Source organism: Thermotoga sp. 2812B (assembly GCF_000789335.1).
In the GTDB taxonomy this organism is placed as follows: Bacteria; Thermotogota; Thermotogae; order Thermotogales; family Thermotogaceae; genus Thermotoga; species Thermotoga maritima.
Map to the genome: position 1 here is coordinate 533,278 of NZ_CP003408.1, position 21,965 is coordinate 555,242.

General features: G+C 47.3%; 24 protein-coding genes and 1 tRNA gene. 7 read left to right on the forward strand and 18 right to left on the reverse strand.

The window, feature by feature from the left end:
- Positions 1-80 precede the first annotated feature (80 nt).
- The 15 genes from iolO to T2812B_RS02780 form a co-directional block, all read right to left on the reverse strand.
- Positions 81-890 carry a 5-keto-L-gluconate epimerase gene (gene iolO, locus T2812B_RS02710; RefSeq protein WP_008191992.1) on the reverse strand — a complete coding sequence of 270 codons (810 nt, stop codon included), beginning with the start codon at positions 888-890 and terminating at the stop codon, positions 81-83.
- A complete protein-coding gene (locus T2812B_RS02715) occupies positions 859-1,716 on the reverse strand; it encodes a PfkB family carbohydrate kinase (protein ID WP_008191991.1) in 858 nt (285 codons plus the stop codon). Before T2812B_RS02715 ends, iolO begins: the two co-directional genes overlap by 32 nt.
- Positions 1,713-2,717, reverse strand: a complete 1,005-nt coding sequence (gene iolG, locus T2812B_RS02720) for an inositol 2-dehydrogenase (protein WP_008191990.1) — start codon at positions 2,715-2,717, stop codon at positions 1,713-1,715. Before iolG ends, T2812B_RS02715 begins: the two co-directional genes overlap by 4 nt.
- Before the next feature lie 4 nt (positions 2,718-2,721).
- Positions 2,722-3,693, reverse strand: coding sequence for a 3-dehydro-scyllo-inosose hydrolase (iolN, locus tag T2812B_RS02725; RefSeq protein WP_008191988.1), 972 nt, complete (start codon positions 3,691-3,693; stop codon positions 2,722-2,724).
- A 10-nt stretch (positions 3,694-3,703) separates the two neighbouring features.
- Positions 3,704-4,891 carry a scyllo-inosose 3-dehydrogenase gene (gene iolM / locus T2812B_RS02730; RefSeq protein WP_008191987.1) on the reverse strand — a complete coding sequence of 396 codons (1,188 nt, stop codon included), beginning with the start codon at positions 4,889-4,891 and terminating at the stop codon, positions 3,704-3,706.
- The gene (locus tag T2812B_RS02735; protein ID WP_004083258.1) at positions 4,842-5,993 is read right to left on the reverse strand and encodes an ROK family transcriptional regulator; all 1,152 of its coding nucleotides are present in this window, start codon (positions 5,991-5,993) and stop codon (positions 4,842-4,844) included. Before T2812B_RS02735 ends, iolM begins: the two co-directional genes overlap by 50 nt.
- A 161-nt stretch (positions 5,994-6,154) precedes the next feature.
- Positions 6,155-6,604: a DUF523 domain-containing protein gene (locus T2812B_RS02740; protein WP_008191986.1), complete on the reverse strand. Its 450-nt coding sequence runs from the start codon at positions 6,602-6,604 to the stop codon at positions 6,155-6,157.
- On the reverse strand, positions 6,601-7,416 hold the full coding sequence (locus T2812B_RS02745; protein WP_008191984.1) for a peptidoglycan DD-metalloendopeptidase family protein: 816 nt from the start codon (positions 7,414-7,416) through the stop codon (positions 6,601-6,603). The genes T2812B_RS02740 and T2812B_RS02745 overlap by 4 nt, the downstream gene beginning before the upstream one ends.
- Before the next feature lie 13 nt (positions 7,417-7,429).
- Positions 7,430-8,464 (reverse strand): chemotaxis response regulator protein-glutamate methylesterase, encoded by a 1,035-nt coding sequence (locus tag T2812B_RS02750; protein ID WP_008191974.1) that lies wholly within the window; start codon positions 8,462-8,464, stop codon positions 7,430-7,432.
- Complete coding sequence (locus tag T2812B_RS02755) at positions 8,427-8,909, reverse strand: diacylglycerol kinase family protein (protein WP_011943146.1); 483 nt, start codon at positions 8,907-8,909, stop codon at positions 8,427-8,429. Before T2812B_RS02755 ends, T2812B_RS02750 begins: the two co-directional genes overlap by 38 nt.
- Entirely contained in the window at positions 8,890-9,492 is a 603-nt protein-coding gene (locus T2812B_RS02760; protein ID WP_004083247.1) for a 2-oxoacid:acceptor oxidoreductase family protein, read from the reverse strand. Before T2812B_RS02760 ends, T2812B_RS02755 begins: the two co-directional genes overlap by 20 nt.
- Positions 9,489-10,289: a 2-oxoacid:ferredoxin oxidoreductase subunit beta gene (locus tag T2812B_RS02765; RefSeq protein ID WP_004083245.1), complete on the reverse strand. Its 801-nt coding sequence runs from the start codon at positions 10,287-10,289 to the stop codon at positions 9,489-9,491. Before T2812B_RS02765 ends, T2812B_RS02760 begins: the two co-directional genes overlap by 4 nt.
- Positions 10,286-10,795 carry a cytidine/deoxycytidylate deaminase family protein gene (locus T2812B_RS02770; protein ID WP_004083243.1) on the reverse strand — a complete coding sequence of 170 codons (510 nt, stop codon included), beginning with the start codon at positions 10,793-10,795 and terminating at the stop codon, positions 10,286-10,288. The genes T2812B_RS02765 and T2812B_RS02770 overlap by 4 nt, the downstream gene beginning before the upstream one ends.
- Before the next feature lie 143 nt (positions 10,796-10,938).
- Entirely contained in the window at positions 10,939-11,280 is a 342-nt protein-coding gene (locus T2812B_RS02775; protein WP_004083241.1) for a P-II family nitrogen regulator, read from the reverse strand.
- 13 nt (positions 11,281-11,293) lie between these two features.
- Positions 11,294-12,601 carry an ammonium transporter gene (locus tag T2812B_RS02780; protein WP_008191965.1) on the reverse strand — a complete coding sequence of 436 codons (1,308 nt, stop codon included), beginning with the start codon at positions 12,599-12,601 and terminating at the stop codon, positions 11,294-11,296.
- 307 nt (positions 12,602-12,908) lie between these two features.
- Between T2812B_RS02780 and T2812B_RS02785 the strand changes: the two genes are divergently transcribed.
- Positions 12,909-13,463: a thymidine kinase gene (locus T2812B_RS02785; protein ID WP_008191964.1), complete on the forward strand. Its 555-nt coding sequence runs from the start codon at positions 12,909-12,911 to the stop codon at positions 13,461-13,463.
- Here T2812B_RS02785 and T2812B_RS02790 read toward each other — a convergent pair.
- Positions 13,447-14,664 carry a HAMP domain-containing sensor histidine kinase gene (locus tag T2812B_RS02790; RefSeq protein ID WP_008191963.1) on the reverse strand — a complete coding sequence of 406 codons (1,218 nt, stop codon included), beginning with the start codon at positions 14,662-14,664 and terminating at the stop codon, positions 13,447-13,449. The genes T2812B_RS02785 and T2812B_RS02790 overlap by 17 nt on opposite strands.
- Entirely contained in the window at positions 14,645-15,316 is a 672-nt protein-coding gene (locus tag T2812B_RS02795) for a response regulator transcription factor (RefSeq protein WP_008191961.1), read from the reverse strand. The genes T2812B_RS02790 and T2812B_RS02795 overlap by 20 nt, the downstream gene beginning before the upstream one ends.
- 115 nt (positions 15,317-15,431) lie before the next feature.
- Here T2812B_RS02795 and T2812B_RS02800 point away from each other — a divergent pair.
- The 6 genes from T2812B_RS02800 (at position 15,432) to T2812B_RS02825 (ending at position 20,823) form a co-directional block, all read left to right on the forward strand.
- Positions 15,432-15,505: transfer RNA gene (locus T2812B_RS02800), tRNA-Gln, on the forward strand.
- A gap of 217 nt (positions 15,506-15,722) precedes the next feature.
- A complete protein-coding gene (locus T2812B_RS02805) occupies positions 15,723-16,856 on the forward strand; it encodes a glutamine amidotransferase family protein (RefSeq protein WP_008191959.1) in 1,134 nt (377 codons plus the stop codon).
- Complete coding sequence (locus T2812B_RS02810) at positions 16,849-18,372, forward strand: glutamate synthase-related protein (RefSeq protein WP_008191957.1); 1,524 nt, start codon at positions 16,849-16,851, stop codon at positions 18,370-18,372. Before T2812B_RS02805 ends, T2812B_RS02810 begins: the two co-directional genes overlap by 8 nt.
- Positions 18,369-18,824, forward strand: a complete 456-nt coding sequence (locus T2812B_RS02815; RefSeq protein WP_008191955.1) for a 4Fe-4S dicluster domain-containing protein — start codon at positions 18,369-18,371, stop codon at positions 18,822-18,824. The genes T2812B_RS02810 and T2812B_RS02815 overlap by 4 nt, the downstream gene beginning before the upstream one ends.
- A complete protein-coding gene (locus tag T2812B_RS02820) occupies positions 18,821-20,098 on the forward strand; it encodes an NAD(P)/FAD-dependent oxidoreductase (protein WP_008191952.1) in 1,278 nt (425 codons plus the stop codon). The genes T2812B_RS02815 and T2812B_RS02820 overlap by 4 nt, the downstream gene beginning before the upstream one ends.
- Positions 20,086-20,823 (forward strand): hypothetical protein, encoded by a 738-nt coding sequence (locus tag T2812B_RS02825; RefSeq protein ID WP_008191950.1) that lies wholly within the window; start codon positions 20,086-20,088, stop codon positions 20,821-20,823. Before T2812B_RS02820 ends, T2812B_RS02825 begins: the two co-directional genes overlap by 13 nt.
- A 26-nt stretch (positions 20,824-20,849) precedes the next feature.
- On the opposite strand, the gene T2812B_RS02830 is transcribed toward T2812B_RS02825, so the two are convergent.
- The gene (locus T2812B_RS02830) at positions 20,850-21,965 is read right to left on the reverse strand and encodes an ROK family transcriptional regulator (RefSeq protein ID WP_008191942.1); all 1,116 of its coding nucleotides are present in this window, start codon (positions 21,963-21,965) and stop codon (positions 20,850-20,852) included.

Genomic DNA, 21,965 nt, shown 5'->3' on the forward strand with positions numbered 1-21,965 from the left:
GGTTGATTTTTACTCCCACAACTAAAGAGTATGAGCAATCGTCCTGTTTATCATTAATCAAGACTGCCCTCATTGTGTTACTACAAGTTAACAATTAGTTCTTTTAGAGTCCTGAAGGCAACCTCCGCAGCCTTTTCCATCCCTCCCGGAAGAGGAAGACACTCAACGGAGATGTATCCATCGTAGCCAATCTCTTTCAGGGTTTTGAAAGTGCTTTCAAAATCAAAGTGTCCGCATCCCGGTGCCCATCGGTTGCTGTCTGCCACATGGAAGTGGTACAGTTTCTTTCCCGCTACTTTCAGACTCTCTGAAATGTTTACCTCCTCTATGTTCATGTGGAAGGTGTCTGCGAGAATTCCCACCCTGTCAGAGTTGATTTTTTCAATCACCCTCAGTGCCTCTTCAACGGTGTTTATGAAATCTGACTCGTACCTGTTGAGAGGCTCTATGACGAATCTCACTTCTTTTGTATCGCTCAGTAAAGAGTTCATACTTTCAAGGAAGAGTTTTTCTACCTCTCGATATGGCCTTCCTTCCCTTTTTCCACGAACAAGGCCGATAATAACAAATGCTCCGAATGACTCTGCAACTTCCGCATGTTTCTTGACCCTCTCGATCGACTTTTTTCTGATCTTCTCATCCGGATGTGTTAGAGAAAGCCCATCAGCGAGGAACGCCTGACCAGTTCCTATGGCACAGACGGGAAGTCCCAGATCTTTTGAAAGCCTGGCCACCTCGTTCCAGTCCACAACAGAAGGGTCTCTGACAGCGATCTCCACCGCCTGATAGCCGATTCTTTTTGCAAGTTCCATTCCTTTTTTCAGGTCTCCTTTGAAAGCCAGTGCGTCAAAGGCAGCATCAGAGGTGCTGATTACCAGAGAGAGTTTCAACATCATCCCTCCTCAAAGGTCCTGGATGTCTCATCTTAACAGAAGTAACCCTTGCTGCAAACCGTGTGGCCTCATCCACACTCATTCCTTTGAAGAGAAAAGCAACGAGAAACGCGGCTGTACACGTGTCGCCTCTTCCTGTTCGCCCCTCCAGAGTCCATCCTTCAAAGGGTGCTTCATGAAACTCTCCATCGAACACAAGAACACCGGCGGAGTGAGTTGCAAGTACAATCCTGGTCCCGAAGGAGCCGATGATTCTACACGCATCTTTTAGATCCTTTGTTCCTGTCAGAACCGCTGCTTCTTTGATATCGACCTTGAAGAGATCAAAAAATCTCAGGTGTTCTTTTTTTCTCCAGTCTCTGTAGACGAGTTTTCCGTTTTCTGGGGCTCTGACAAAACCCTGTGCGTCTCCAGATAGAAAATCCACCTTTTCGCGCAATTTTGTTATGAGCTCTTCTGGAAACTCACCGTACCACAGGGGATTCACGTGGCAAACCTTTCCTTCAACGTGCAGAAGATCCTCCTCTGTGAACGGATCAGCTGCCGAAATCAGAAAACTTTCCCTTTCGTCTGGACTGGTTCCATACCTGTTCTCTATGCTGGTTGTCCTGGTACTTTCCAGAAAGACCACTTCAACTCCGTTTTCACGTAAAAACTCAAAGTGTACGATATCTTCCCTTGCACACTTTGTAACCACCTTCGCTTTCACCCCAAGAAGAGCTGCGGTGATAGAACCAGCCACCACTCCTCCACCGTACGCTGTTTCCTCTTTTCCATGTATCACGTTGATGTCCTTCGACACGTGTCCAATGAAGGTGATCATGGAATCACCTCTTCCAATCTCACGGCCCTTTTTTCTTCCAGAGATTTCTTTGCAGCGTATCCCAGCAGAAGAGCCATTCTCCCGTCCTCTCCACTCACGGCCGGTGGTTCGTTCTCTGCTACGTTTTTAACGAACGTTTTCAACTCTTCCAGATACGACTCTCTGTACCTTTCCAGGAAGAAGTAGAGATACTTCGAACCGTGGTCACCCTGTTCATCTGTGAGCATGGTGGTGTCTTCTCTGATGTTGTCGACGGTGATTTTCCCTTTTGTTCCAAAGACCTCCAGTCTCTGATCGTAACCATAAACAGCCTTTCTGGAGTTGTCTATCACCCCGAGAGCCCCGCTTCTGAAACGCAGAACGACCACGGCTGTGTCCACGTCCCCTGCTTTTCCTATCTCCTCGTCCACAAGCACAGATCCACTGGCGTAGACCTCTTCCACTTCCTCACCCATTATGTAGCGCGCCATATCGAAGTCGTGTATGGTCATGTCGAGGAATATTCCTCCTGAGACCTTCACGTACTCTATCGGGGGTGGCTCAGGATCCCGGCTCGTTATCTTCAAAACATGGGGTGTCCCTATCTTTCCTTCCTCTACTGCTTCTTTTACCTTTTTGAAATTCCTGTCGAATCTTCTGTTGAATCCAACAAAGAGGATCCTTCCAGCCTCTTTCATTGCCTCTATCATCCTGTCCACTTCCACCAGATCCAGGGAGAGGGGTTTCTCGCAGAACACGTGTTTTCTTGCTCTGGCACATTCAAGGACAAGTGGTGCGTGCGTGTTGGTACTGGAACAGATCATCACCGCTTCCACTTCTGGATCACGTATGAGGTCCTCCGGGCTGGCAAAGACCTTTTTCACCTTCAACTTCTCGGCCACTTCCTTTGCTCTTTCAATCCTTATATCGGACACCGCCACCAGTTCCACGTCTTCCAGGAGTTTTGCGTTTTCGGCATGTATCGTTCCTATGCGCCCCAGACCGATTATTCCAAGTTTCACGGTCTCATCCCCACAGGTTCCCAGCCGTGTACAGGTTCCTCCAGCCTTCCGTAAGTGGCTCTTTTGTGAGTGCATCGAGTTCTTCCTTTGGCCTCTGAGACAGCATCTCCGCAGGTGGCAGTTTCCCCGGCGGGAACCTTTCCATGATGTCCCTCACGAGTTTTTCCAGGTAATCCAGAAGGGCTTCAACTCCTTCCTTGGCCTTGTCCGCAGACGCAAGGGTTGCCTTTCCTACAACCCCCTCAGGATACGCCACAACCTCTATGGGACCTCCCCCTACGTGTCCGTACCATGCAATGGGTCTGTGAAGGAGATTTCCCGCCTTGTCTATGTGTCCTTCCGGTAGGAACCCTTTCGGCTCTGTGTCGACAGCCCATTCCTGGTGCATGAGTTCCGGAAAGAGCGCAAGGCTCCATGACGTCTCCACTTCGTCTGCGTGAATGAACGGTGTTTCGTAGGGGCCGCCTTCTTCCTTCGTCTTGAACTTGTCCTGTATGGCGTGATACCAGTTCAGATTGATGATGATGGCAGGAACCTGGAAAATCTTTGCGAACTTGTGAATGGCTACAGGAATCACGAACTCCTGGCCATGGCCGTTCAGAAGGATCTGCTTTCTGAAACCAGTGTTCCAGAATCCTGCTATGACGCTCACAAGATAGTCTATGAACGCCTCATCTTTTACTGGAACCGTTCCTGGCATTCCTATGTGGTGGTACGGATGGTATCCATACCAGATGGGCTCTGCAACTGTACAACCTGTTTTCAATGCGACCTGCTCGGCCATCCTCGTGACGAGGAAGGTATCTTCTCCTGTTGGTGCATTTGGTCCGTGGTTTTCCGTGCTTCCCACAGGGATTATTATGAGGTCACATTCCTTTAGTCTTTCCTTTATCTGTTTCATCGTCATCGTCTGATAATAGACACCCGTTGGTCTTTCCATGTGACCTCCCTCAGGTGGTATCTGCCACTTACCCATAACTCTCACCTCACTCGTTCACCATGGTAACCTTCACCAGGGACTTGTCGGTTTGAAGCCTCTTTATGTACTCAGGTATTTCCTCCATGGTAACGGTCTTGGAGATGATTTTGGTCATGTCCATCCCGGAGGCCATGAGACTGATCACCCTCGGGAAGGTACCATGACCAGAGTGTCCCTGAGATCCCACGATCTGTGCCCTTCTGACCTGAAACACTTCCCCAGTGAGAGGTATCTTCGCGTCGGCTCTTGCCACGATCACCACGGTGGCGTTTATACCGCGGGCTCTCCAGATTACCTCTTCTATCTGTGGCCAGACGAGCTGAGGAACTCCAGTAGCCTCAAGAAAGAGTTTTGCTCCAAGGCCGTTGGTGTAATCGAGAACCGCCTCAACAAAATTCTCTTTGGTGGGGTCTATCACGTGATCCGCTCCGAGTTCTTTTGCCAGATTTCTCCGAACCTCCGAAGGTTCAGAAAGAATCACCTTTGAAGCACCAGCGTGTTTCAGGATCGCAACGGCCGCGAGCCCAATAGGACCTCCTCCCAGAATCACCACGTTGTCGCCCGGTCTGATACCCCCACCTCTTACGATCACAGCGTTGTAAGCAACAGATGTGGGCTCCACAAGACTTCCTGCGAGGAATAGTCTGTCACCTTCGTACACTCCTTCAAGTTCTCTGAGACTCCACGCATACTTTGCGTCCACTTTTACATACTCCGCAAACGCTCCATCCACATTGAACCCAAGTTCGTTGAGATTTTCGCAGTGGTTAGGAAATCCTTCCGCACACGGTCTGCAATGGCCACACCAGAGCATCTCTTCCGCACAGACAGGTTCCCCAATTTCGAATCTTTTGTTTGTTCTTCTATTTATGGCTTCCGGTCCCGCTTCAACCACAACTCCCGAGAACTCGTGACCCAAAGTGACAGGAAAACCGGTGAGACCTGGGTAGAGAATGTAACCTTCTTCATCAGTTTGAGCCATATGGACATCACTTCCACAGATTCCACAGGCTTTCACCTTGATTATGATTTCCGTGGGTTTTTCGATTCTTGGTTCTGGTACCTCTTCCACCCTCACTTCCGGATATCTCCAAACCTTGCTACCGAGCCAGGTGAGTTTCCCCTCAATGTCTTTTGGACCGAGCTTAAACTCCGGCCTTGGATCCCACTTCGCGTGAAGCCTGACAGCCCTCATACTTTCCCCCTCCTTTTAACCCCAGGATATTTTCAATCACAAAAAGAGCCCCACCGATCGCAACTCCGTATTCCTCGATTTCTCCTTTTCTGATCTCAACATCCTTCAATATATCCTCGGGAACGATCTTTGAGACAACCGACCTCACTACAGCCGAGATTTTTTCAAATTGATGGAGTCCTATTCCTCCTTTTATGATGACAACGTCTGGATCGAAAAGTACAATCGCATTCGCGACAGCGACTCCAAAGTGTTCCAGGTTCTTTTTTATCTCGTTGTGGCGTTTTTCAAATACCCATTCAGGACTTTTTCCAAATCTTTTACTCATAGAAAAACCAGAGAACCACTCTTCCAGATGTCCAAAACCCTTTTCGAGTACTATCTCCTTTTCCTTTGACCAGTCCGTAACAATGTGCCCGAACTCCCCTGCTTTCCCCCTCGCCCCCCTGAAGATCTTTCCATCGTAAACAATTCCCGATCCAATTCCCCAGCCGACAGAAATGAGCAAGACACACCTGAATCCTCGTCCAGCTCCTATCTTTGCCTCCGCGAAAGCATCCAGATTCGCGTTATTTTCGACAAAAACGGGATATCCAAAAGTTTTCTCCAGCTCCTCTTTTAGATCCCAATCTGTGACATCGAAAGCCGGAATACGCTTTACAAGATGATCTTCATCGACAGTGCCCGGTATTCCAATTCCTATTCCAAGAATCCTCTCATAGACAAGAAATGGATGGATCACCTTTTTTATCAATTCAAGCAACTTCCTCTTGTCCAGGTTTGAGGGTAAAAGTATGTGCTCCTTGTTCAAAACATTTCCAACCAGATCGGTGAGCACAGCGTCGATTTTCGTGCCGCCGATATCCACACCTATGACGTATCTGCTCTCCGGAACAAAAGAAAGCAAAACGGGCTTTCTTCCACCTTTGGAAGAACTTTCTTTCCTTCCCGCTTCTTTGACGAAACCCAGTTCTATAAGCCTGTTCACAGCCTTAGACACCACTGGCTTACTTATCCCAAGAGCTCTGCTGATATCCACCCTTGAAATGTCGCTTCCAGCCATTATCATTTGAAGAACTGTCTTTTCCATTTCATTCAGCATTTTTCCATTCCTTTCGTTTGTTATCGTTAACTAACCAACCACATTATAATCAATTTGTCAACTATAAGAAAAATTAGAAAAAAAGAGGGAACAAAAGTTTCCTCGGGTTAAAGGAGAATATTTTTATGGGATCATTTCACATCAAGTAGAATCATCGTTATTCACAAATCACCTGGTATCTCTGTTTCGTCCAGTACCTCCACACCGTTTCTTTCCAGAACGAAAGCGGTAACTCCCTTTCCCGGAACCAATCTTCCGGAAAAACTTCCATCGTAGACGAATTTTTTTCCACAGGAGGGACTTTTAGATTTCAGAATGGCGAGGTCTACTTTCAGAAGGCGAGCAACCTTGAGGGTGGTTTCCGCGCCTTTCAAAAAATTCTCAGTTCTGTCGCTTCCAAACTCATCGAGAACTCTTTCCTTCCCGGTCCATCCGCAGCCTCCATAAATCTCACACCGGGGCCTTGGAGTTGGAAGACCACCAAGTTGCTCGGGACAGACAGGTATCAGATCGTGCCTTTCCAGCAGCGAAAGAACTCTTTCATCTGCTGCTGAACGTCCGTCGTATCTTGTGGGAAGTCCCAGAAGGCACGCGCTTACCAGGATCTTCATTCTCCACCGGTTCCTATGAGTTCTTTTTTCAACACCCAGATCTGGTTTGGCAGGTAATTGATCGGATTCACGGCTTTCTCATTCACTCTAACCTCGAAATGAAGGTGAGGCCCTGTACTCAAACCGGTGTTTCCAACCCTTCCTATTATCTGACCTTTCTTTACGTACTGACCCTCGTATACATCTATTTGGGAAAGATGCCCGTATATGTGTTCGTAAGAAGCAGATTTTATTTTTATCATGAGACCGTACCCGCCGTTTTCCCCGGCGAACTCCACCACTCCGCTTTCAGCAGCGAATATGGGTGTACCCTCCGGTGCCGATATATCAACTCCTGAGTGAAAGGAATATTTCCCGGTTATGGGGTGAATCCTCCAGCCAAAACCGGAGGAAATGACACCATAAACAGGCCAGATGAAGAATTTCTCATCGTTGAACGCCTTTCCAATGATACTTTCAGGTATGAACAGCTTCTGTCCCGCATATATGGTGTAAGACTTGAGCTGATTCGCTTCCTTTATGAAAGTAGCGGTTGTGAAGAACCTTTTTGCAATAGTATCGAGGGTGTCTCCTTTTTTTACTGTGTAGAGGTAGCCAGGCGGCTGAGGAATCACGATCTCCTGCCCCACTCTGAGATTGTGAGGGTCGAGTCCGGGATTCCAGTCAAGAAGAAGAGAGGGGGAAATCCCAAAGTTGAGGGATATACTGTAAAGGGTGTCGTTCTTCTGGACCTTGTAATGAATCAGGAAGTAGGATGAGAATCCGTGTACGAAAAAGACAACAAGAAAAAGCAAAAAGAAGCCTCTCTTCATCCTCCCCATCCTTTCATACGAGTTCTATCAGCTTCTCAGGTATTTTATAGGCCGGAAGAACGTAATCAGAGTAACCTTCTTCGATCACCGACTTGGGCATTCCAAAGACGACACATGTTTCTTTATCTTCGGCTATTACCGTTCCACCGTAAAACTTGACCTTGAATGCTCCCTTGGTGCCATCTTTGCCCATACCCGTGAGAATTACAGCTATCGTTTTGGATTTGTATATCTCCGCTGCTTTGTCCAGGGTGAAATCCACCGATGGCCTCACGTTGTTTATTTTATCAGACTTGTCCAGGAAGAAAAAAACCTTGCCGTTCTGGGCTTTCAAACCAAGATGGAAGTCCCCGGGAGCGATATAAACAAAACCGGGCTTGACCTCTTCTCCGTCTTCGGCCTCCTTCACTGTGAGTTCAGAGGTGCTGTCCAGCCTCATTGCGAGCGATTTTGTGAAACCAGGAGGCATGTGCTGGACCACCACTATTGGAGCTGGGAAGTTTTTCGGAAGGTTTGGGATGATCATGTCGAGCGATCTGGGCCCTCCGGTTGAGGAACCTATAACCACGATTTTCCCACTTACAGCTGGTTTGGTTATGGTGAGCCGTGAAACCTTCGGCTTAAAGAGGAGAGTGCGTGGATCCACGTTCATCGCCTGTCTGATCTTTTCCAGAAGTTCCGGGGCAACTTGTCTGAAAGTGAGAGAAACCGAACCGTGCGGCTTGGTGATGAAATCCACCGCACCGTTTCTGAGAGCTTCTATTGTGATCGCCGCGCCTTCTTCCGTCAAACTGCTCACCATGATGACTCGTGTGGGGACTTTTTTCATGATGAGTTTCAGCGCTTCAATTCCGTTCAGATTCGGCATTTCGATGTCCATGGTTATGACGTCTGGTTTGAGTTCTACAGCCTTTTCAACGGCTTCCAAACCGTCTTTAGCGAATCCCACTACCTTCATGTCTGGCTGAGAATCTATGATATCTTTGAGTACCATCCTCATGAACGCCGAGTCATCTACCACCAGTACTCTTATCACCCTGTCTGTCATTTCTGTACCTCCTCATGGAAAAAGAGATTACAGGAAAGAATATCAAAACACCAGAAACGAAGAACTTGGCAAACGAAGGTTCCCAGGAGAAAAGAGCTTTTCCCAGTATCAAAATACCCACAACCACTGAAAAAAGTGAATACCAGAGAACCACACCGGCCGCTATATCTTTCACGAGCTTTACCGATTCACTGTACTCCTTGAAGAAAAGATCGAGAAATTTTTCCACCACCGTGTTGAGAAGCTCCGCTCCAATGACAGAGAATATGGCAAAGTATATCCACAAAAGATCATTCGCACTCAACGGCAAAAAGAGAGAAAAAATAGCCACAACGATCCCTATGAAGAAATGTATTTTGAGATTTCTTTCCAGTTTTAAGGCATTTTCTATTCCTTCAAAGGCGTTTTTGAAGGATTTCAAAATATTATTCGAATCCCGCTGCAAGCCTCTTCCACACCCTCTCTGTTTTTATCTTGAACTGTTTTTCGAACATGTTGTAGCCGAACTCCAAAGCCTTCAGGTTTATGTCCCACAGAGGCCTCCTCACGTGATCTTTCAGTGCTCTTTTCAAAGAATCGAGCTTCACTATGTTACAAACTTTGGCAAGTACCCCCACCATTATGACGTTAGAAACCATAGCCGTCTTGAATTCTGAAATGGCCCTTTCTGTAGCGGGTACAAACAGAATCTTTCGGGTTATTCTCTTTACGAAGTCAGGAACGTTCTTCACAAAAGTTTGATCGAGAATGACCACACCGTTTACTTTCACCGACTTGTAAAGCTCGTCCATCGCTTTCTGATGAAGAATACACACAATGTCGAAATATTCACTCTCTGGATAGTCTATCGGTGAGTCGTCGTAAAGCACGTCGCAGTAACTGACATCTCCTCTCACCTGAGCGCTGTAAGACTGCGTTTGGACAACCCATTTACCTTCATAAACGAGAGCCTTCGCGAGTATCAAACCCGCCAGTATGTTTCCCTGTCCGCTGATACCCGCTATTCGTATGGAAACAGGCTCTGTCATTCCATCGCACCTTCTTTTCTGGTCAAACGCCTGTAAACAGTCAGAAAGTCTTCTTTTTCTTCCTCACGGAAGATTCCTATCTTTATTTTACCTTCTTCGGGTCGTTCCAGAAAACACGTGTTGTTCTTGAAGTATTCCATCATCTGATGAGGTTCGGGCATGCCGTTGTACCGTCCAAAGTAGGTGTGACAGTTCGTTAGAACGTCAACAACAGAAATTCCCCGGTGCTGAAGGGCCTTTTTTAGGACTCTCACCAGGTGATCGTAGTGATAAACGGTACTTCTCGCAACGAAAGTGGCTCCAGCGGAGAGAGCTATCTCCACCGCGTCGAACGGTTTTTCAAAGGCCCCAAGAGGAGTTGTCGAAGTCTGATAATACTGAGGAGTCGTTGAAGAAACCTGGCCACCTGTCATGCCGTATATCATGTTGTTGAAAATGACAACGGTTATATCTATGTTCCTCCTACACGCGTGTATGAAATGGTTCCCACCTATCGAGAGAATGTCTCCGTCTCCTCCCATCACAACCACTTCGAAATCCGGCTTTGCCAGCTTCACTCCCGTTGCGAAGGCGATTGCCCTTCCATGAAGGGTGTGCAACGTGTTGAAATCGAGGTACCCTGTAGCCCTCGAGGAACAACCGATTCCAGACACCACAGCCACTTTTTCTTTTGGAAGTGCGAGGTCATCCACGGCTTCCAGGAACGCTTTCAGGACTATTCCGTTCCCACAACCCGGGCACCAGACGCTCGGCCACCTGCCCGGCCTGAGGTAAGAAATGAGTCTTTCCGTCTTCACATCTCATCACCTACAAAGCGAACACTTTCCACTCCCGTGAACTTGAAGAAGAAATCTGTCAGAGGATCAGGATAATCCTTCTCGTAAACGACTCTCTTTATTCCAGCGTTAACTATGAGTCTTGCACAGATTGAACACGGTTTGTGCGTGACATATATGGTAGCACCGTTGACCGCTATACCGAACTTTGCCGCTTGCATCAATGCGTTCTGCTCCGCGTGTAGCGCGTAGCATATCTCCTGGTGTTCTCCAGAATTTATTTCAAGGTCATCGCGGATACATCCGATTTCGTTGCAGTGGGGAAATTTCGAGGGAGGCTGGTTGTATCCGGTGGCGAGGATTCTGTGATCTTTCACAATCACAGCTCCCACTTTTCTGTGAACACAGGTCGATCGCTCACTAACCATCCTGGCAATCCTCATGAAGTAGGAGTCCCAGGATTCTCTACTATCCGGTTTCTTCTCTATTTTCAGATTGTTCAGGTATTCCTCCAGCCTGTCTTTCACAAACTCACCCTTATGAGATTGTATCACAAACAAAAGCGAGGGCTTTACGTGCCCTCGCCTTCTGTAGTATAATTTCAATCCCAGACGTCGTTTCAAGGGAGGCCGAAAAAAGGGGAGGAGGTTTCTTCTCCCGAAAGGAAACCTTATCCTATGGCCTCCCGTCCTCTTTCTCCCGTTCTGATCCTAATGCAATCCAGCAGATCCAGCACAAAAATTTTCCCATCTCCTATGTTTCCTGTCCTTGCCCCTTTTTGAATCGCCTCGATAGTTGGTTCAACGAATTCTTCATTGACCGCTATGAGAAGCATCACCTTTTTGAGAAGATTCACCTCTTCTACTTCACCTCGATACGTTTCTGTGTATCCCTTCTGTTGACCACATCCAAGAACGTTCATGACAGTCATCTTGTAAACCTGTGCATCGAAAAGTGCCTTTTTCACATCCGGTAACTTGTGGGGTTGTATAACAGCTATGATCAGTTTCATACTGTCACCTCCTTCATCTTGTGGTGAAGATTTCAAAATCAGCGTATCCTTCCATGCCGTGCTCTTCTATATCCAGCCCCTTCAACTCTATGTCTCTGTCCACCCTCAAACCAATTGTCTTTTTGATGAACCAGAACACAAGGAAACTGGTCACTACTGTCCAGGCGAACACACTGATAACACCCAGAAACTGAACTCCAAGTTGATGCACTCCTCCACCGAAGAAGAGCCCGTTCACATCCCCCATCCCGCTTGCAAGAGCGTACTTGCTCTCCGCAAAGAGTCCCACGGCGAGAGTCCCCCAAGCACCGTTGACACCGTGAACGGATATGGCCCCAACGGGATCGTCGATTTTCAAAACTTTGTCGAAGAACTCAACCGCAAACACTACGAGCACCCCTCCGATCGCTCCTATGATCAAAGAACTCACAGGAGACACCACAGCACACGGTGCGGTGATGGCAACAAGGCCAGCAAGAGCACCGTTCATCGTCATACTCGCATCCGGCTTTCCATATTTTGCCCATACGGTGACCATTGCAGCGAGTGCTCCAGTGGCAGCAGCGAGGTTGGTGTTCAATATGATCATCCCTATCGCACCGTTCGTTCCGGCAAGAGTGCTTCCTCCATTGAACCCGAACCATCCAAACCATAGGATGAAGGTTCCGAGAGCAGCAAGAGGAATGTTGTGCCCTGGAATAGGCTTGGGATTACCTTGACTGTCGTACTTTCCAAACCTGGGACCAAGAAGGGATGCACCTATCATGGCAGCCCATCCACCAACAGAATGAACAACTGTGGAACCTGCAAAATCGATAAAACCTTTCTGTGCAAGCCATCCTCCTCCCCAGATCCACCTTCCAACAACCGAATAGATGATTCCTGTTATGAAACCTGTGTAAGCGAGGTACGCGGGAAACTTAGTGCGCTCTGCCATCGCTCCGGACACAATCGTCGCGGCCGTACCTGCGAAAGCCATCTGAAACATCCACATGGCAAAATCCCAGAGACCTTCTTTTGTGGAGGGATCAAAGGTGAGAGGATGTTTCCCGAACATGATCCAGTAGCCGAAGATGAAGAAGACCACAGATCCGATCGCAAAATCCATGAGGTTTTTCATGAGCACATTCACCGTGTTCTTTGCGCGGGTGAAACCGGACTCTACCATGGCAAAACCCGCTTGCATGAAGAAGACCAGCGCTGCGGAAATGAGGATCCAGACCATGTCGAGTGACCAGCCGACATCTGTGACACCGTCCTGGGCGAAACCCACAGAAAGAAAAGCAAGAACTAGCAACAAGGAAAAAACTCTCTTTCGCATAAAAACACCTCCTTTTGGTAAATATGTTTGTTGACTCTTTTAAGATTAATTCTCTATCAATATGATACAAATAAACAATATTCTTGAAAAACAAAAAACAAACACCATGGGGTTCTTTTTTTTAGAGGGCACAAACCCCATGTTGGATTAGATATTTATTACTAATTTTCGGGAATAAATTTCTGGAGGATTTTATATGTCTCAATACTATCAATTCAAAAAACCGCTGTCAATTATGAGAATGTTTCAGTTTGACTGGGAAGATTGTTAACACTCCGGGTTGTATAATCGTCAGGGAGGGATCGACATGTCGGGAAAATTGACCGTAATCACGGGTCCCATGTACTCCGGAAAGACAACCGAGCTTCTCTCCTTTGTGGAAATATACAAACTGGGAAAGAAAAAAGTCGCTGTTTTTAAACCAAAAATCGACAGCAGATATCACTCCACCATGATCGTCTCTCATTCTGGAAACGGTGTTGAAGCACACGTGATAGAACGTCCTGAAGAAATGCGAAAGTACATCGAAAAAGACACCCGGGGAGTTTTCATAGACGAGGTGCAGTTCTTCAATCCGAGTTTGTTTGAAGTGGTGAAAGATCTTCTCGACAGAGGAATAGATGTCTTCTGTGCAGGGCTCGATCTCACACACAAGCAAAATCCCTTTGAAACAACTGCTCTGCTCCTCAGTCTCGCCGACACCGTGATCAAAAAGAAGGCAGTCTGTCACAGATGCGGTGAGTACAACGCTACCCTCACACTAAAAGTAGCAGGAGGTGAAGAAGAAATAGACGTTGGAGGACAGGAAAAATACATTGCGGTCTGCAGAGACTGTTACAACACCCTCAAAAAACGAGTTTGAAGGTGCTACCTTTTCCTTCTTCGCTTTCAAGAATTACCTTCGCTTTCAATCTGGAAGCGAGTTCTTTGACTATGGAAAGACCAAGTCCGGAACCCTCTGTGTTTCTGGATATTCTGTAGAATCTCTCAAAGATTCTCTTCTGCTCTTTTTTCGGAATTCCAGGTCCTGTGTCCTGAACGTAGATGGTTAATCTACCTTCCTTTCTTGCACCGACGATCACTTTCCCTTTCTCCGTGAACTTCACAGCATTGTCGACCAGATTCTCCATTATCACCCTCAAGGTGTCTTTCTCGGTTTCTAAAAATAGATCTTCTGGGCAATCTATTTCCAGCTCCAGCCCCTTTGATTCTGCTTTCGGCTTGAATTCATCTACGATTTGCTGGAGAAAATCCTTGAGGTTTATTCTTTCCTTCACAACGCTGTTGAGAGAACCTTCGCTTTTCACGAGAAGAAGGAGCTGGTTTATTTGTTTGCTCATCTTCTCGACGTTCTTTTCCATTATGCCCAGCTTGTTTTTCACATCATCTGGTAAATCTTCTCGATACTTCAAAACATCGAGACTTGTTTTCAGAACAGAGAGAGGCGTCTTCAACTCGTGGGAGGCGTCCATCGAGAATCTTTTCAGGCTGTTGTAGGCATTCCTCACAGGAAGCAGAGCCAGGCTGGACACGAAATATCCGAATACAGCGGCTCCCCCCGCAGAAAACAGAATCACGAGCAAATACATGGAAAGAAGTCTTTTACTTCGCTCTATGAGATCGGAGATGTCCTTTCCCACTCTCAGAAATATTGTGGTGTCTCCCAGATCTATCTTTTTGGTGAAAATCCTGTAGTTCCCTTCCGTGGAAAACCCCTCTTCCACGGGAGTTTCGGGAGTTCCTATCTGTTCTCCCACCTCCAGAAAGACCTCTCCCGAGGGAAGCAGGAACTGGAACGCCTCACCACGTGGGACAAAAAGGGGATCCACTCCCCTAAACGTGCGGAGCATTCCCATCATTCCAGGCGCTCTCAATCTTCTTTCGATGAGATCCGCCGTTCTCCTCAGCTCACCATCGAATTGGGTGGTTATTCTTCTCTTTTCTACAATGAAAACAGCGCCCACTGTGATGGCCACTATGAGAACTATGGAGAGTGTGAACACGGCCGTCCAGATGAGCTGTGTTTTTCTGAAGGCCTTTCTTTCACTCGTCACGGGCAACATAACCGATACCTCTCACCGTGTGAATTATTTTCTTTTTAAACCCTTTGTCCACTTTTTTCCTCAAATTCTTTATATGACTTCTCAAAACATCGGAGAAAACTTCATCATCGAAGCTCCACAGGTGTTCCTGGAGCTCCTCCTTCGTGACAACTCTGTTTTTGTTCATCACAAGGTATTCCAAAATTTGGTACTCTTTCTTTGTCAAATCTATTTCTTTACTGCCCCTGTATGCCTTTTTAGTGGCTGTATCCAGAATCAGGTCACCGCACACGAGTTTTGTGCTTTTGCTTTCGCTCTTTCTTCTGATGAGAGCTCTCACCCTGGCTATGAGCTCTCTGAGATCGAAAGGTTTAGGAAGGTAATCGTCCGCTCCCATGTTGAGACCTTTCACACGGTACTCCACATCCGAAAGAGCCGTGAGCATCAAAACGGGGGTGTTCACTCCACTTTCTCTCATAGACTTCAGGATCTCCCACCCATCGTGGACGGGAAGCATTATATCAAGAATCACAACATCGAAAGGTTCGTTCAGAGCCATGTACATACCCTCTTCTCCATCGTAACAAACATCGACGGTGAACATTTCTTTCTTTAAAGCCTCGGCTATCAGATCGGCGAGATCTCTTTCGTCTTCTACCACAAGAACTCTCACGTTCATCACCCCGATTTTTGACCTTGATCAAATACTATCAGTTTGAACGTGAAAAAAACGTGAAACACCACCCCTTGAACTATCCCTGTTCTTGATGTATAATTTGAAAGGCCGTTGGGAGGTCGTCTAACGGTAGGACGGCGGACTCTGGATCCGCTGGTGGAGGTTCGAGTCCTCCCCTCCCAGCCAGAAAGGGGATGCAATGCATCCCCTTTTTCTTTATCCACAGACCAAATTAATTTTTATGCCATAACTGGAATAATTACACGGATGTTTCATAACAGACTTTTACTTTTCTCAAACGAAACAATACTGATACAGTCCTTTGATTGAGAGAACACATATGGTATAAATGTTATACACAAGATTTTATATTCATGCTTTTCTCCTTCAGGAGGTGAATGCCTTGTCCTATGACCTTCCCCGTCTGATACCAGATAAAGACTTCAAAGTCCCATCCGCCTGTGGAGTCTCCGGGATAATGAACACCTCTGGAAAGAGATTCAGCGGTAGCGTGATCGTGGAAAGCATGGCGCTCATGAGAGAAAGAGGAAACGGGCTTGGGGCTGGATACGCTGCGTATGGAATATATCCGGAGTTGAAAGATCTTTACTGTTTCCACATGCTCTACGACAGCGATCTCGATAAGAAAAATGCCGAAGAATACATAAAAGATCACTACGAAATCATCGAAAGTGAACCCATCCCCACCAGGAAAAATCCCCACATCAAGGAAGTCCACATCCTCTGGCGATACTTTCTGAAACCAAAATTTATTCCTGAAGGCATGAGCGAAGAAGACTTTGTTGTCAGCACCGTCATGTTCATAAACGAAAAAATTAACGGAGCCTTCGTCATGTCCAGTGGAAAGAACATGGGTGTCTTCAAAGGAGTGGGATTTCCGGAAGACATCGCTGATTTTTACAGAATAGACGAGTACAAGGGTTACATCTGGACAGCGCACAACAGGTTCCCCACGAACACCGTCGGATGGTGGGGAGGAGCACATCCGTTCGGTATTCTCGACTGGACAGTCGTTCACAACGGAGAAATATCTTCCTACGGTATAAACAGAAGGTTTCTGGAAGCGTACGGCTACAAATGTACACTCATGACGGACACTGAAGTGGTGGCGTACCTGGTGGATCTCTTCATGAGACGGTTCGGCTACAGTCCTCAGCTCACGGCAAAGATCCTCGCAGCGCCTCTCTGGAAAGATATAGACCTCATGCCAGAAGAGGAAAGAAAACTCTACACCGCTTTGAGAATGAATTACGGAGGAGCACTTTTGAACGGACCGTTTGCCATTATCGTTGCGAACAACAACATGATGATGGGGCTGAACGACAGAATAAAACTCAGACCACTCGTCGCCGCTACAAAAGACGACTTTCTATACATCGCTTCCGAGGAGTCTGCTATAAGAGTTGTTTGCCCGGAACCTGATGAGGTCTGGGCTCCAAAAGCCGGTGACCCCGTCGTTGGAGTGCTGAAATCCGCCAGGAAAACTCAGGTGGTACTGGAGGGAGAAAATGGCTAAGAGAAAAGTACCCCCCGAATTTGTTGTGGAACGCGATGATTATAAATGTATAAGGTGTCTCGCCTGTGTGAGGGTTTGTTCCTACGGTGCGAACTTCTACGATGAAAACGCCAACAGAGTGTACACAGAAAACACCAAGTGTGTTGGATGTCACTTCTGTGAGGCTATCTGTCCAACAGAGGCCATCACGGTTCGAAAGAACGATTTCGACATAAGGCCTCTTGCCCACTGGACTCCAGAACATCTCATAGGCATCATGAAGCAGGCAGAAACCGGAGGAGTTCTTCTCACCAGCATGGGCAACGACCGACCTTATTTCAGCTATTTCGACCGCATAGTGCTCAACGCGAGTCAGGTGACAAATCCCTCGATAGACCCCCTCAGAGAACCCATGGAGATCAGAACGTACGTCGGAAGAAAAGAAGAAAAACTGGAAATTGAAGAAGACGAAGACGGAACGGTGAAACTCAAAACGGAAATCGCTCCTCAGCTCAAGCTGGAAGTTCCCGTTATGTTCACCGCTATGTCCTACGGTTCGATCAGTTTGAATGCAATCCTTTCACTCGCAAGAGCTGCAAGGACCGTGGGAACCTTCTTCAACACAGGTGAAGGAGGACTCCCGAAAGAACTGAGAGAGTTCAAGGACAACATGATCGTCCAGGTTGCATCCGGACGCTTCGGTGTGAGTGCAGATTATCTGAACGCTGGATCTGCGGTTGAGATAAAGATAGGGCAGGGTGCAAAGCCGGGTATCGGTGGACACCTTCCGGGAGAAAAGGTCACCGAGCCCATATCGGAAACCAGAATGATTCCTGTTGGAACCGATGCTCTCTCTCCCGCACCGCACCACGACATTTACTCCATAGAAGATTTGAGACAGCTCATCTACGCCATAAAAGAAGCCACAAGATACGAAAAACCAGTTGGTGTCAAGATCGCTGCAGTCCACAACGTGGCTCCAATCGCTGCCGGTGCAGTCAGAGCCGGTGCGGACTACATAGTGATAGATGGTATAAGGGGTGGTACAGGAGCCGCTCCCAAGATAACAAGAGATCACGTCGGAATTCCCATAGAATTCGCTGTAGCCGTTGTTGATCAGAGACTCAGAGAGGAAGGCATAAGGCACATGGCCTCTATCGTGGTTGCGGGTGGAATCAGAAACAGTGCCGATGTGATCAAAGCGATCGCACTCGGAGCAGACGCGGTTTACATAGGAACGGCCGCTCTCATTTCACTCGGCTGTCATCTCTGTCAGACGTGTTACCTTGGAAAGTGTAACTGGGGAATCGCCACCCAGGATCCAAAACTCACAAAGAGACTGAATCCAGAGATAGGCGCAAGAAGAGCCGCGAACCTTCTGAGAGCCTGGGCTCATGAGATAAAAGAAATCCTCGGTGGAATGGGTATCAACGCCATAGAGTCACTGAGAGGCAACAGGGAAGTCCTCAGAGGTGTGGGACTCCACGAATACGAACTGAAACTCCTTGGTATCAAACCCGCAGGAGAGGCGTGGTGATAGCAGTGAGAAGAATACTTATCAGGGAAGAATACTGCATAGGGTGCAAGCTGTGTGAGATAAACTGCGTCGCTGCACAGGTGGGAACGGGAAACCTCATAAAGGTGTACAGATACGTCCCGGAACTTCCCGAGCCGAATGTGATCGTGGAAGAACACGATTACGTCACCTTCGCACTTCAGTGCAGAAACTGTGATGATCCATCTTGTCTGAAGGCCTGTATGACGGGCGCGATGCACAGAGATCCAAAAACAGGAGCCATTAGAGTGAATCAAGAAAAGTGTGTTGGATGCTGGATGTGTGTGATGGCTTGTCCCTTCGGTGTGATAAGAAGGAACACAAAAGAAAAGAAAGTTGCCTCAAAGTGCGATCTCTGTGCCGATAGAGGAACTCCTGGCTGTGTTGAAGGCTGTCCAAACGAAGCGCTCGTTCTGGTTGAGGTGAGAGAATGAGGTACGTGATAGTTGGATCCGGGCCAGCCGGTTTGAACGCGATAGAAGCGATCAGAGAAGTTGACAAAGAAGGAGAAATCCTTCTGATCACGGCAGAGAAATACGTGGGATACTCAAGACCTTTGATCACCTACTTGCTTGGAAGAAAGGTCACAGAGGAGAAGATGTATTACAGAACGGAAGACTATCTGAGAGAAATGAGGGTCGATATAAAACCCGCTACAAGAGTCGAAAAGGTGATACCAGAGGAGAAAACAGTAGTAACAGACAGCGGAGAAGAAATTCGCTACGACAAACTCCTGATTGCCACCGGTGGAAAGCCGTTTGTTCCAAACATAGAAGGACTCACTGGAAAGAAAGGTGTGTTCACATTCACCACGTGGGAAGACGAAGAGAAGGTAGAAAAGTACATAGAAGAAAACGATGTGAAAGAAGCCGTGGTGCTCGGTGGAGGTCTGATCGGTCTTAAAACAACGGAAGCGCTGATGGAACTCGGAGTGAAGGTCACCATCGTTGAACTGGCAGACAGGATACTCTCCGTTACCTTCGACAGAAAGGCATCTGAGATCATCACCGAAGCTTTGAAAAAAGAAGGATGCAGCGTTATAACGAACGACACAGTGGTGAAAGTGAACGGTGACGACACGGTTTCCTCCGTTGTTCTAAAAAGCGGAAAGGAGATCCCAACAAAGCTTCTCGTCATCGCAATTGGTGTGAGACCGAATGTGGAATTCCTCAAAGACTCCGGGATAGAAATAAACCGCGGTATTGTGGTGAACGAAAAGATGGAAACAAACGTGGAAGGTGTTTACGCTGCGGGAGACTGCACTGAATTCTACGATCTGATAGATGGTCAGAGAAAAACGATCGCCATCTGGCCTGTGGCTGTTGCGCAGGGAAGAGTGGCTGGCTACAACATGGCTGGGAGAAACGTGAGGTATCCCGGCGGTATCCCGATGAACTCCGTTGAACTCGCCGGTATTCCAACCATATCGGTCGGGCACTCGAACGTGGAAGACGATGGGTATGAAATCCTCACCTTCGAAGAAGGAAACACCTACAAAAAAATGGTGTTGAAGGACAACAGACTCATAGGTGCCATCCTTGTGAACGACATAGACAGGGCCGGAATCTACACAGGCCTCATCCTTCAAAAACTCGACGTGTCTTCTTTCAAAGACAGACTACTCGACGAGAACTTCGGCCTCGTTTACCTTCCAAAAGAGTTCAGAAAGAAGATGCTGGAGGGGGAAATCAAGATATGGTTAGAATAGACGCGAAAGGCCTCCACTACAAAAAACTGAACGACTTGATCTGGGAAGCGATAGAAAACGGAGAAGAAGAAATAGTTCTGGACAACGTTTGCGGTCAGAGATACATCGGAGCCGGAATCAGAAAGAAAGTAAAAATAGAAATAAACGGCGTTCCGGGGAACGATCTTGGTGTTTTCATGGACGGTCCTGAAATCATCGTGAACGGAAACGCACAAGACGGTGTAGGAAACACCATGAACGCAGGAAAAATCGTGGTTCACGGGCACGCGGGCGACATCATAGGATACGCCATGAGGGGTGGACACATCTACATAAAAAGAAATGCTGGATATCGAGTGGGAATACACATGAAGGCCTACAAAGAAAATTACCCCGTTGTCGTCATAGGAGGCTTTGCGAGAGACTTCCTCGGAGAATACATGGCAGGAGGACTTCTCATAGTGCTGGGACTGGAAAAAGATGAAGATGGAAACATCGCAGGAAACTACGTTGGAACAGGAATGCACGGTGGGGAGATCTTTCTCAGAGGAACCGTAGAAGAGCACAAACTCGGAAAAGAAGTGAAAATCTTCCAGCCCACCGAAGAGGATATCAACAGGATCAAGCCTTATGTTGAAGAGTTCTGCAGACTCTTTGACTACGACTCAGAGGAGATTCTGAACGGAGAATTCATCATCCTCAAACCCTACACACACAGACCGTACGGAAGATTGTATGCGTATTAAAAAAGAGCTCCCGGGATTCCGGGAGCTTATTTCACAATATAAGGAAGGTATTTGTCAACAACCGCCCGAGCCGCGCCGAGCATCCAGTTCGCATTGGCCACCTGAAATTGCACTTCTCCCACAAAATCGCGATTGAATCGAGCTCTAACCATCTCTTCCAAGATCTTGATCATTTCTTCGTTGACCACACCCTCTCCCGCGAAGAACACCCGAGAAACACCCGAACCCATGATAACGTTCCCCAAGACCACAGAAAAGGTTTTGAATGCCTTTTCGTAGTGCACTTTCACAGAATCAAAATCCTTTCTGGCTTTTTCTCTCAATTCTTCGATTGTCTGCCTGTACTTTTCTTCTTCGCTTGTGATGAAATCTTCGAAATCAATCTCTTTTCCAAGGCAAGACTTCAAAACAGCGTACTCTGAAGAATGATACTCCAGACAACCTGTCTGTCCACAGTAGCACTTTCCTTCTGAAGAAGCCAGCATGTGTCCCATTTCTAAGTGATGAATCCTCTTATCTTTCCAGAGACTCGCACCTATGCCGATGCCGTAGCTCACCAGAAGAAAGTCTGCGTTCACTCTCTGGGAAATTTCCCGGCAGAGAGCATCCGAATCGTTCATGACGAGGATCCTTTCAAGATCTTTCAGGACTTTCCTTGGATCCCAGTCTTTCACGTTCATCACATGAGAAACAACCACTCTTCCTTCCTTCACGATACCAGAAGAGCAAATACCCACTCCGAGAAGATTTTCACTGTGAAGTTGTTCGATGGTTTCTCTGAGAGCACGAGTATAACCGTCGTTGTTTCTCATACCGGACAGAATCTGCACTCTGTGTTCTTTCAAAGGATTCATGCTTGCGTCAAAGAGTACACCCCGTACCTCTTCGCGACCCACCTTCACCCCGATCGCGGTGAATTTTTCTGGATTGACTTTCAAAATCTGATATGGTCTTCCTCTCCTCTTCCTGATCTCTTCAAAGACGAGGAAACCTTCATCGAGCAACTCGTCGATTATGTAGCTCAGAGTGCTGTGTGCGAGGTTCAAATTGCTGGCAAGCTGGTTTCTGGTAGTTTTTCCATTTCTCAGTATGTACCTCAAAATCTTTATCTTGTTCTCTCTTCGAAGAAGCGGTGAAGGCAC